This is a genomic window from Streptomyces sp. NBC_01257 (assembly GCF_035917255.1).
Taxonomy (GTDB): domain Bacteria; phylum Actinomycetota; class Actinomycetes; order Streptomycetales; family Streptomycetaceae; genus Streptomyces.
In genome coordinates this window covers 2,106,474-2,118,345 of record NZ_CP108472.1, presented here as the reverse complement: position 1 = coordinate 2,118,345, position 11,872 = coordinate 2,106,474, and the positions used below count along the sequence as shown (strand labels likewise).

At 70.4% G+C, this 11,872-nt stretch carries 8 protein-coding genes; 7 read left to right on the top strand and 1 reads right to left on the bottom strand.

The genetic code is table 11. The features are described from left to right. Positions 1-3: 3 nt before the first annotated feature. The 3 genes from OG408_RS08770 (at position 4) to OG408_RS08760 (ending at position 2,672) form a co-directional block, all read left to right on the top strand. A complete protein-coding gene (locus OG408_RS08770) occupies positions 4-804 on the top strand; it encodes a DUF1684 domain-containing protein (RefSeq protein ID WP_326669230.1) in 801 nt (266 codons plus the stop codon). Positions 805-1,064: 260 nt separating this feature from the next. Next, the gene (locus OG408_RS08765; protein WP_266777071.1) at positions 1,065-1,964 is read left to right on the top strand and encodes a S1 family peptidase; all 900 of its coding nucleotides are present in this window, start codon (positions 1,065-1,067) and stop codon (positions 1,962-1,964) included. 228 nt (positions 1,965-2,192) lie between these two features. After that, positions 2,193-2,672, top strand: coding sequence for a hypothetical protein (locus tag OG408_RS08760; protein WP_266777070.1), 480 nt, complete (start codon positions 2,193-2,195; stop codon positions 2,670-2,672). A 30-nt stretch (positions 2,673-2,702) separates the two neighbouring features. Here the strand turns inward: OG408_RS08760 and OG408_RS08755 are convergent, their stop codons facing one another. Further along, complete coding sequence (locus OG408_RS08755) at positions 2,703-3,629, bottom strand: DUF4231 domain-containing protein (RefSeq protein WP_266777069.1); 927 nt, start codon at positions 3,627-3,629, stop codon at positions 2,703-2,705. A 226-nt stretch (positions 3,630-3,855) separates the two neighbouring features. Between OG408_RS08755 and fxsA the strand changes: the two genes are divergently transcribed. The 4 genes from fxsA (at position 3,856) to fxsT (ending at position 11,855) form a co-directional block, all read left to right on the top strand. Beyond that, positions 3,856-4,023 (top strand): FxSxx-COOH cyclophane-containing RiPP peptide, encoded by a 168-nt coding sequence (gene fxsA / locus OG408_RS08750; RefSeq protein WP_219571751.1) that lies wholly within the window; start codon positions 3,856-3,858, stop codon positions 4,021-4,023. Between the two features lie 74 nt (positions 4,024-4,097). After that, on the top strand, positions 4,098-6,353 hold the full coding sequence (fxsBH, locus tag OG408_RS08745) for a radical SAM/SPASM protein FxsBH, inactivated beta-hydroxylase extension form (RefSeq protein WP_326669227.1): 2,256 nt from the start codon (positions 4,098-4,100) through the stop codon (positions 6,351-6,353). Between the two features lie 221 nt (positions 6,354-6,574). Continuing rightward, the gene (gene fsxC, locus OG408_RS08740) at positions 6,575-7,936 is read left to right on the top strand and encodes an FxsC protein (RefSeq protein ID WP_266786037.1); all 1,362 of its coding nucleotides are present in this window, start codon (positions 6,575-6,577) and stop codon (positions 7,934-7,936) included. Continuing rightward, a complete protein-coding gene (gene fxsT / locus OG408_RS08735) occupies positions 7,920-11,855 on the top strand; it encodes an FxSxx-COOH system tetratricopeptide repeat protein (protein WP_326669225.1) in 3,936 nt (1,311 codons plus the stop codon). Before fsxC ends, fxsT begins: the two co-directional genes overlap by 17 nt. Positions 11,856-11,872 lie beyond the last annotated feature (17 nt).

Sequence of the window (11,872 nt, the reverse complement as noted above, 5' to 3'; positions counted from 1 at the left end):
CGCATGAGCACGGACGCACAGCAGCAGGCGGCACGGGACTGGAACCACTGGCACGAGGAGCGGACGGCCACGGTCGCCGCGCCGTACGGGCCGCTCTCCCTCACCGGCACCCACTGGCTCTCCGACTACCCGGAAGGTCGAATTCCGGCCGTCCCGGGCCACTGGCGGGAGGACGGCGACGAGGTGGTGCTCACCGCCGCTCCCGAGGACGGGCTGAGTGCCGACGGCAAGCCCCTCACCGGCGAGGTCCGGCTCGGCGCCGACCGTGGCCCGATCCACACCTCGCGGATCGCGCACGGGGAGCGCAGGCTCGTCGTGCTGAGCCGCGAAGGGCTCTGGGCGGTACGGGACTTCGACCCGGACTCCGCGGCGCGGCGGGCCTTCCGCGCCATCGCGGCCACGCCGTACGACCCTCGCTGGGCCGTGCCGGGCACCTTCCGCGCGTACGACACCTCCCGGACCATCCAGGTGGAGAACGCCGACGGGGTCGAGCGCGGACTCGGTCTCGGCGGGGAGATCGCCTTCGAGCTCGACGGTGCCCGGCACACCCTCCAGGTGGCCGTCGAGGACGACGGTTCGCTCTGGGCGGTCTTCGCCGACGCCACCAGCGGGGACACCAGCTACCACTTCCGGTTCCTGCGGCCCGCGGCCCCGGCCGCCGACGGCTCGGTGACGGTCGACCTCAACCGGGCGCTGCTGCCGCCCTGCGCCTTCGCGGACCACTTCATCTGCCCCTTCCCGCCGCCCGGCAACACCCTCTCCGTCGCCGTCAAGGCGGGGGAGCGCCTGCGGACCGACGGCTGAACAGCCCCCGTACCGACCGCGTCCGGCCCCGGTGGAACTGATCCGCCGGGGCCGGACGGCTGCGCGGCGCAAGTCGCCACGCCGCAAGCTCAGGCCAAAAGGCGCTCTTGCGCCGGAAGTTGACGCCTTGAATACTCCCGAGCAGCGCTTGTCAGGGGCACGGCACATCCGGAATCCGGACACCGGCCGTTCACCTGACTGCGCCTCACGGGTCCGGCCACCCCACAGGCGGACCCCCGACTCCCCTCGGGAGGAAACAAGTGAGGATCAAGCGCACCACCCCCCTCAGCGGCAACGCGAGACGCAGCAGGGCCGTCGCCATCGCCGCAGGCCTCGTGGCAGTCGCCGCACTCGCCGTCCCCAGCGCACAGGCCAGCTCCACCGGAACGTACAGCGCGAACCAGCTCTCCGCCGCGAGCGAAGCCGTCCTCGGCGCCGACGTGGCAGGCACGGCCTGGAACGTCGACCCCGCGACGAAGAAGCTCGTGGTCACGGTCGACAGCACCGTCTCCGCTTCGGAGATCCAGCAGATCAAGGACTCCGCGGGCTCCAACGCGGGCGCCCTGCGCATCGAGCGCACCTCCGGGAAGTTCAGCAAGCTGCTCTCCGGCGGTGACGCCATCTACGCACCCGGCTGGCGCTGCTCCCTCGGATTCAACGTCCGCAGCGGCAGCACCTACTACTTCCTGACCGCCGGTCACTGCACCGACGGCAACCCGCCCTGGTACACCAACTCCTCGAACACCACCTACATCGGACCGACGGTCGGCTCCAGCTTCCCGACCAACGACTACGGTCTGGTGCGCTACGACAACGCCGCCGTCTCCCACGAGGGCACCGTCGGCAGCGTCGACATCACCAGTGCGGCCAACGCCACGGTCGGGATGTCCGTCACCCGCCGCGGCTCCACCACCGGCATCCACAGCGGCACCGTCTCCGCGCTCAACGCCACGGTCAACTACGGCGGCGGAGACGTCGTCTACGGCATGATCAAGACCAACGTGTGCGCGGAGCCCGGCGACTCCGGCGGTCCGCTCTACTCCGGCTCCAGGGCGATCGGCCTCACCTCGGGCGGCAGCGGCAACTGCAGCTCCGGCGGTACGACGTTCTTCCAGCCGGTCACCGAGGCGCTCAGCGCGTACGGCGTCAGCGTCTACTGACGCACCGGGCGGCTGGTCCCGTCCCCGGGGACCGGCCGATCCTCGAAAGCGCAAGTCGAACACGCCGAGCCCCCGCCCGAATTCGGGGCGGGGGCTCCCGCTGACCCCGCGGCTTTTGAGAGGATGTGACACGGACGGTCACGCAGGAGCAACGGGGGCGGATGCTGCGCCTCCCGGAGGGATGCCCTCCGGGAACCCCCGGCAGACACCCCAGGGGGTTCCAGGTCCGTGAAACGCATCGGAGTGACCGGTCACCGCAGCATTCCAAGGGAAGTCCACGACCACGTGCTGGCGGCGATGCGCACGGCACTCCGCGGCTTCGACGGATCGGTGGAGGCACTGTCCAGCCTGGCGGTGGGCGCGGACCAGCTCTTCGCCGACCTGGCCCTCGCCCACGGCGCCGAGCTGACGGTGGTCATCCCCAGCGGCGACTACGAGGCCTGCTTCGCCGACGAGGCCGAACTCGCCCGCTACCGTTCCCTCAAGGCCCGCGCCGTCCGCGAGGTCAGGCTGGACTACCCGCACTCCACCGACGAGGCGTACTACGCGGCCGGCGCCTACATCGCCGACCACTGCGACCGCCTGCTCGCCGTGTGGGACGGCCGCCCCGCCCGCGGCCTCGGCGGCACCGGCGACATCGTGACGTACGCCCGGGGGCTGGGCCGCCCGGTCACGGTGATCTGGCTCGACGGGGTCGAGCGCGCCTGATGGATCGTCAGGGGCCGGGGTGGGCGGCCGTCACATCTGATGCCGGGCGAGCCAGTCGGTGTGCTGGGGGGAGACGATGCGCTCGGTCTCGAACACCGCTCGCGGCCACTGCCGCTCGTTCAGTGTGGTCTCCATCGCCACCTGCATGGACTCCAGGTCCTTCTCCACCAGGGAGTGGGCCGAGATCAGCGGATGGTGGCGGCGCATCTCGACCCAGGCGAGACAGGCGGCGCCCGCGGCGGAGAGCACCCCGGTCAGGGCGAAGGACTGGCCGACCGAGAACGCCCTGAGCAGGGCGAGGAGCAGGGCGAGCGCCGTCAGTGCGGCGATCGTGGTCGACCAGGCGAGCGTGGCGCGCCGCGACACCTCCTGGCGTCTGCGGTACCAGCTGCGCTGTTCGATCAGCCGGTCGCGCACATAGGTCTCCTTGCGCACGGTGAATGCCTTGTCCCGCAATGCGCGCATGGATTCGGTGATGAGCCCGCCGGAATCCGCCGTCCGGTCCCGGGGATCGGACCAGCCCACCTTACGGAGCTCCTGCAGCCCCTCCTCGAGCCGATTGGCGAACACCGCTTCGGGGTGATGTGTGCCGGTGTCGAAAGGTGAGCCATGCACCGAGTAGCGCCAGCACATCGATTTGATGAACTCCGCCGCGGAGCGATTCAGTTGCCAATGCGACTTTGCTTTCCGCCGGGAGGTGAGGTAGGTCGTGATCAGCACCCCGAGGTAGGCCAACACCGCCACACCGTCCGTGAGTTGGAGCGTGCCCGCGACCTCCGCACGCCAGGGCAGCGCGGCCGGAACCGAGCCCGTGACCAGCAGGATGAGCTGCCACCTGGTGGTGTTGACCGCCTCGCGCTGACGCGCGATCGCGATGGCGTCCGTGTGGTGAAAGAGATCCGGCAGATCAGCGTTCCTGAAGACCATGCTCTGCAGTGGTCCGGGAATCGCCGTCATGTTCACTCCCGTCTGCGGTTATGTTGTCACTCTGTTGGCGGAATCTATAGTTCCGTTTGATCCTGGCCGGTCCCGTGTGACGCTCTTGTTCCAAGTGGGCGTCCTCAGTTGCCAACCGAGGCCATGAGAGTAAAGTCGTGCCGCCGGGCACTGCAATGGTGCAGGTACCAACACTGGTTTCCTGTCCGGAACTATTCCATCGGAACGAATCCCCTCAAGGACGGCCGTGAAGACCACTGAATCCTCCCTCTCCTTCGCCGTTGCGAAGAAGAGTCGTGTGCCGCTCGCCGCGATCGACGCGCGTGGTGGCGAAGCAGCCAGGAAGCTCGGTCGGGTGCATGTAGCCTCCGCCGGTCGCCCCAGCCAGGCATCCACCTTCAACTCCTCCCTCTGATCCCTTATTGCGGATCACTCCTCCGGGGCAGCCGGTCTGCCGGATCACCCTTCCGGGCTGGCTAGACTGGTGGAATGACAGGACTTCTGGTCCCTTTCCGTGAAGTAGTCCTCAAGGTTCACAGCAGGTGTGATCTTGCCTGTGACCATTGCTATGTCTACGAACATGCCGATCAGAGCTGGCGAACCCGTCCGAAAACAATCTCTGACGACGTCATCTTCCGGACTGCTCAGCGCCTGGCTGAGCATGCCAAGACACACGCACTGCCCTCCGTGTCAGTGATCCTGCACGGAGGGGAGCCTCTACTGGCGGGCCCCGCCCGGCTGCGCCGCATCTGCGAAGAGCTGACCTCCGCCTTCGACGGCATCGCCGCCCTCGACCTGCGCATCCACACCAACGGGCTGCAACTCAGTCCGCGCTATCTCGACCTCTTCAGCGAGTACGACGTCAGGGTGGGCATCTCCCTCGACGGCGACCGCGCGGCCAACGACCGGCACCGCCGCTTCGCCGACGGGCGCAGCAGCCACCCCCTGGTGCTCAAGGCCGTCGAACTGCTCCGGCAGGAGCGCTACCGCCATCTCAACCTCGGCCTCCTGTGCACCATCGACATCGAGAACGACCCGCACGCGGTCCTCGACGCCCTCACGGAGCTCGAACCGCCGCTCATCGACTTCCTGCTGCCGCACGCCACCTGGGACGACCCGCCGCCCCGTCCGGACGGATCGCCCACCGCCTACGCCGACTGGCTCCTCGCGGTCTTCGACCGCTGGCAGGAGCAGGGGCGTCCGGTGCCGGTACGGATCTTCTCCTCGGTCGCCTCCACGCTGAACGGCGGCCCCAGTCTCACCGAGTCGCTGGGCCTGGCCCCGACCGACCTCGTCGTCGTCGAGACCGACGGCCGGCTGGAGCAGGTGGACTCGCTGAAGAGCGCCTACGAGGGCGCGGCGGACACCGGCTTCGACGTCTTCGCGCACTCCTTCGACGAGGTCGCGGCGCACCCCGGGGTGCGGGCGAGGCAGCTCGGTCTGGCGGGCGTCAGCGAGACCTGCCGCGCCTGCCCCGTCGTACGTTCGTGCGGGGGAGGCCTGTACACCCACCGCTACAGCTCCGCCGGCTCCGGCGAGGGTTTCGACAACCCGTCGGTCTACTGCCACGATCTCGCCGCCCTGGTGCACGGCATCGAGGCCCGCACGTCCGCGGACGCCGTGGCACCGGCGGTGGCCGAACCCGCCGAACTGCTCGCCGCCCAGGAGGACCTCACCCGCACGCTCCTGGCCCGGCTGCACGCGGACCTGGACGGCAGGGGCGGCGATCCCTGGGCGGCCGGGTGGGAACTGGCGGCCGTGCTGGAGGGCTCGGAGGAAGGGGCCCGGGAGCTGGACGCCGTACTCGCCCATCCGTACAGCCGCAGCTGGCTGCTGGACTCGCTGGACGCCCTGTACGACGAGCGCCCGGGAGCGGCGACCGCCGCCGCCGACGGCCTGCGGGCGCTGCTCGCGGCCGCCGCCGTGCGGGCCGGCCTCGATCTCCGCGCACCGGTGACCTACCGGGACGGCGCGCTGGTCCTGCCCACCCTCGGCCGGCTGACGGTCGGCGGCCCGGGGGAGCACGGCACGGTGCTGGTGTGCGCCGCCGGGGACGGGTTCCTGGCCGGGGCCGCCGCCGGACCGGCCGAGCGGCGGATCCGACGGGTCCGGCGGCGGGCCGCGGCCGAGCCCGGCTGGCTGCCGGTGCGCGCGTTCGCCCTGCCCGGCGGCCCGGCCGCGGACCGCGGCTTCGTGATCGACGACCTCGACCCGTACCGCGACTGCTTCACCGGACCCGCGGCGGCCACCCTCGGCGCGGCCGCGGCCGGCCGGCTGGGTGCCGCGCTCACCGGGGCGTGGGAGCTGATCGAGCGGCGGGCTCCGGCGTACGGCGCGGACTCCGCCGACGGCCCGCTCACCTTCACCCCGCTCACCGGCTCCGTGCCGGGCGAGCCCTCCGTGGGGCGGCACGGATACGGCGCCCTGGGAATCGGCGCGGACGAGCGCGCGGACACGCTGGCGCTCACTCTGCTGCGCGGAGTGCGGCGGGCGAGATTCCGGGCACTTGCGGACGTCACGGATCTTTACGCGGCGGACGGCTCCTGGGAACATCGAATGCCCTGGCAGGAGGAATTGGTTCCGTTTTCCCGGCTGCTGGCCGGCACCTATGAACGACTGGCGCTCGCGGCATTCGATCCCCGGTACCGGGACGGAGTGCCGCAGGCGCTCGACACGCTGGAAGGCGCCGCCGAACTCACCGTCGGCGGAAAACGGCTTCTGGCCCTGATGCGAAAAGAATTCTGAATCCTGGATTCCGGTTCGATGGGAAGGGGCGGATGCGGGAGAACCGGAAGGAACAACCGGGAGGAACGACCGCAGACCGCATTCGATCAGGAGTGTAGTCGGCGGAGCGCGTGAACAGATGACTGAAAAGTGGCGTTGATTGACCGAACGTCATGGGGGTGGAGCAAGGTCCGCTCCGGAATGATGAATTCGCTCGCATTCTCTTCACTCCTCGGGTGCGGGTGCTCACACAGGACGGGGGTCGTGTGCACGCGACGACGCAGCAGCGAGCGGCGGACCATCGGCCGTACTTCTTCTTGAGTTATGCCCACACACCGGGGTACGGCGGTGGCACCGACCCCGACATGTGGGTCGAGCGGCTCTTCCAGGATCTGTGTGGCCATGTGATGGCCATGACCGATCTGCCCGCGGGCGCCCCCGCGGGCTTCATCGACCGCGAGATACGCTCCGGCGAGGGCTGGTCCGAACGGCTCGGTGAAGTGCTCGCCACCTGCCGGGTGTTCGTACCGCTGTTCTCGCCGCGCTACTTCGCCAGCGAGATGTGCGGCAAGGAGTGGTACGCCTTCGCCCAGCGCGCCATCCACTACCGGGCCCGCTCCAACCAGCCGGCCGAGGCGATCGTGCCGGCGCTCTGGGTGCCGGTGCCGCCCAGCCAGCTGCCGGGGCCCGCCGAGCGATTACAGTTCAACCACCGTGATTTCGGGGACCGTTACGTCAGCGACGGACTGTACGGGCTGATCAAGCTCAAACTCTTCAACGAGGAGTACGAGCGTGCGGTGTACGAGCTCGCCAAACGCATCGTCAGCGTCGCCGACACCGTACGGATCGGCACCGGCCGCCCCGTCGACTACCGGCTCGCGCCCAGCGCCTTCGGCTCACCGGGCAGCATGGCCGCCGGCGGCCCCCGCCCCATGCAGGTGACCATCGCCGCCGCCACCCGCCACGACCTGCCCGAGGGGCGCAACGCCGACTACTACGGCGACAACCCGCAGGACTGGAACCCCTACCACCCGGACGCCGCGCGCCCCCTCGCCTACGTGGCCGAGGACCTGGTGCGCTCCCTCAACTACCAGGCCACCATCGCCTCCTTCGACGAGGAGGCCGGCCTGCCGGGCGGCAAACAGCCACCGACCACCCCGGAGATCCTGCTCGTCGACCGCTGGGCGCTCCAGGACGAGGACCGGTGCCGGCGGCTCGCCGCCTTCGACGCGGAGAACCGCCCCTGGGTGACGATGGTCGTGCCGTGGAACCGCGACGACCACGAGAGCAGAGCCGCGGAGGCCGAACTCACCGCCAAGCTCGAACGGACCATGCCCACCAAGATGCGCCAGGGCCGGGCCTACTGCCGCGCGGCCGCCAAGGGCGTGCCGAGCATGGAGGCCTTCGGCCAGATCCTGCCGCAGGTGGTCGAGGTGGCCGCCCAGCAGTATCTGAGACACGCGGCCGTCTATCTGCCCGCCACCGGCGGCGGAGGCCCCACCGAACGGACACGGCTGATGGGACCGATGGCGCAGACCCAGTACATCCCCGGGACACATGACGCTTCGACGGATGCGGAGGACACGGATGACGGCCAGTCGTGACGGGCGCATCGTCACCTTCTACTCGTACAAGGGCGGTACCGGGCGCACCATGGCCCTGGCCAACACCGCCTGGATCCTCGCCGCCAACGGCAAACGGGTACTGGCCGTCGACTGGGACCTGGAGGCCCCCGGACTCCACCGGTTCTTCCACCCGTTCCTCGACCCCTCGACGCTCGGCGCCACCACCGGGGTCATCGACCTGATCACCGAGTACGCCTGGGCCGCGACCAGCCCCGTGCAGCGGGCCGACGACTGGCACCGGGACTACGCCCGGATCCAGCCGCACGCGGTCTCGCTCACCCCGGAGGCGCTCGGCTGGGAGTTCCCGCAGGGCGGCACGCTCGACTTCGTCTCCGCCGGACGGCAGAACCGCGAGTACTCCGCGACCGTCTCCACCTTCGACTGGGACAACTTCTACGACCGCCTCGGCGGCGGCCACTTCTTCGACGCCCTGCGCGACGACATGAAGGCCAACTACGACTACGTCCTCATCGACAGCCGCACCGGCCTCAGCGACATCGCCGACATCTGCACCGTCCACCTGCCCGACGTGCTCGTCGACTGCTTCACCCTCAGCGACCAGTCCATCGACGGCGCCGCCTCGGTCGCCCGGCAGATCTCCGAGCGCTACACCGGCCGCCCCATCTCGATCTTCCCCGTCCCGATGCGCATCGACGAGGGCGAGAAGGAGAAGGCCGACGCCGGCCGGGCGCTGGCCCGGCTGAAGTTCGACCGGCTGCCGCGCGACCTCTCGGGGGACGAACTCACCGCCTACTGGGGCGCGGTGGAGATCCCGTACCGCCCCTACTACGCGTACGAGGAGACGCTGGCCACCTTCGGCGACGAGGCGGGCCTCACCAACTCCCTCCTCTCCGCCTTCGAGCGGCTCACCTCCGTCATCACCGGCCAGCAGGTCACCTCGATGCCGGCGGTCGGCGAAGAGGTACGGCTGCGCATCCGCGACGCCTTCACCCGGCGCAGGCCCGCCCTGCCCGCCGATCTCCTGCTCAGCTATGTGGCGGAGAACCGGATGTGGGCCGACTGGATCGAGTCCGTGCTCACCCGGGCCGGCTTCCGCGTCGTGCCGCGCGACGTGTCCGCCGAGCGGGAGCCCCAGGAGGCGACCGCCGTCGCCGCGGAGAACGCGGTCCGGACCGTGGTGCTGCTCTCCAGCGCCTATCTGAAGTCGCAGCGCGCGGTGAACCTCTGGGACCGGGCCGTCGCCGAGGACCCGGGCGGCGGGCGGCGCCATCTGCTGCCCCTCAGGGTCGGTGACGTCCGGCTCTCCGCGCCCTACATCGACCGCAACCCCGTCGATCTGTTCCGGCTCGACGAGGTGCACGCCACCGCCGCCCTGTTACGGGCCCTGGACCGGCCCGTCCAGCTCACCGACGCGGTCTCGCCCGGACCGCGCTTCCCCGGCACCGTCCCCCGGATCTGGAACGCACCGCCGCGCAACCCCGGCTTCACCGGCCGCTCCCTGGTCCTGGAGCGGATGCGCGACCAGCTCGGCGGCGGCATGGCCGTCGTGCTGCCGCAGCCGCAGACCCTGTACGGACTCGGCGGCGTCGGCAAGACGCAGGTCGCCCTGGAGTACGTGCACCGGTTCATGGCCGACTACGACCTGGTCTGGTGGATATCGTCCGAGCAGACCGACGACGTGGTCGCCGGCCTCGCCGAACTCGCCGTCCGGCTCGGCGCCCAGGGCGGCGACGACATGGCGGCCGCCTCCCAGGAGGCCGTCGACCTGCTGCGCCGGGGCGTGCCGTCGGACCGCTGGCTGCTGGTCTTCGACAACGCCGACGACCCCGAGCGGCTGCGGCGCTACTTCCCCCAGGGCGGCTCCGGCCACATCCTGGTCACCTCCCGCAACCAGGCCTGGTCCCAGCACGGCGACGCGCTGCCCGTCGACGTCTTCCTGCGCGAGGAGTCCATCGAGCACCTCCAGCGCCGGGCACCGGGGCTGAGCGACGAGGACGCCGCCCAGGTGGCCACCGCCGTGGGCGACCTGCCGCTCGCCGTCGAACAGGCCGCGGCCTGGATCGCGGAGACCGCCACCCCGATCGACACCTATCTGGAACAGCTGGCCCAGCAGGCACCGGAGGTCCTGGCGCTCAACCAGCCGGCCGGCTACCCCGAGCCCGTCGCGGCTACCTGGAACATCTCCATCCAGCGCCTCAAGGAGCGCTCGCCCGCCGCGGTGCGCCTCCTCCAGCTCTGCGCCTTCTTCGCCCCCGAGCCGATCTCGGGGAACCTGCTGTACAGCAAGGAGATGATCGAGGCGCTGAAGCCGTACGACGCCTCGCTCCAGGAGAAGCTGGTGCTGGGCCGGGTCATCCGGGAGATCGGCCGGTTCGCCCTCGCCAAGGTCGACCAGGTCTCCAACTCCATCCAGGTGCACCGGCTCGTGCAGGCCGTCATCCGGGCCCAGCTCACCGAGGAGGAGCAGCGGGACGCCCGGCACGCCGTCCACCGCATCCTGGCCGGTGCCAGGCCCGATGACGACGAGCCGATCGACAACCCCGCCAACTGGCCTCAGTTCGCCACGATATGGCCGCACCTCGGCCCGTCCGACGCCCGTAACTGCAAGGAGCCCGAGGCCCGCAGGCTGCTGATCGACCGGGTGCGCTACCTGTGGAAGCGCGGTGACTTCAGGACGGCCACCACGCTCTGCGAGGAGCTGCGCGAGATCTGGCGCGAGACGCTGGGGGAGCGGGACATCCAGTACCTCTACCTCTGCTTCCACCTGTCCAACATCTACCGCTCGCGCGGCCGTTACGTGGAGGCGAAGGACCTCGACGAGATCACGCTGGCGACCCAGCGGGAGGTGCTGGGCCCGGAGCACCCGCACACGTACATGAGCACCAGCAGCCTGGCCACGGACCTCGGCACGCTCGGCGAGTACACCAGGGCGATCGAGCTGGCGACCGAGGCCACCGACGGGTTCAACCAGATCTTCCACGACTCGCACCCCAGGGCCCTGGCCGCGGCCAACAACCTGGCGTTCACCCTGCGCTCCATCGGCCAGTACGCCCGGGCCCGCGAGATCGACCAGGACGTCTTCGACCGGCGCCGCGAGGTGCTCGGCGAGGAACACCCGTACAGCCTCTCCTCGGCCATGAACCTGGCCCGTGACCTGCGGGACGTCGGACGGTACGAGGACTCGGTCGGCATCCTCAGCCGTACGTACGACAGCTACAAGGGCACGCTCGGCCGGTCCTTCCCCGGCACGCTCAGCGCGGCCAAGAGCCTGGCGGTCTCGCTGCGCCGGGCCGGCCGGCTGGAGGACGCCCGCCGGCTGACGGTGGCGACCAGGGCCCGGTACCGGGCCAAGTACACCTCCGCCAACCCGGAGTCGCTGGCCTGTGATCTCAATCTGGCGGCCGACCTGTTCGCGGCCGGCGAGTCGACCGAGGCCCGGGACGCCGCGCAGGAGGTCGTCGACCAGTACGTGAAGGTGCCGGGCGAGAAGCACCCGTACACGCTGGCGGCGCTGAACAACCTGGGGGTCTACCTCTGGGGGACCGGCGCGGCCGAGGAGGCGGTGCAGGTGCTCACCCGGGTGGTCGCCCTGATGCGTGAGGTGTACGGGCGGGAGCACCCCAACACGCTGTTCAGCGTGATGAACCTGGCCAACGCCACGGCGGAGCGGGGCGATCTCGACCTGGTGCTGAAGACCGAGCGGGTCCTGGCGGTGCAGTTCCGGGACGTACTGGGCGCACACCATCCGGAGACCCTGGCCATGAAGTCGAACATGGCGGTCACGCTCGACGCGATGGGGCGCAAGGACGAGGCGCTCCAGGTCAGGGCCGAGACGGTCGACGAGCTCTCCCGGCAGCTCGGTGACGAGCATCCGCTCACCCGGATCGCCCGGGACGAGCGCCGGTTCCAGCGCGAACTGGAACCGCAGGCGGTGTGAGGGACGGGAGCGTCCGG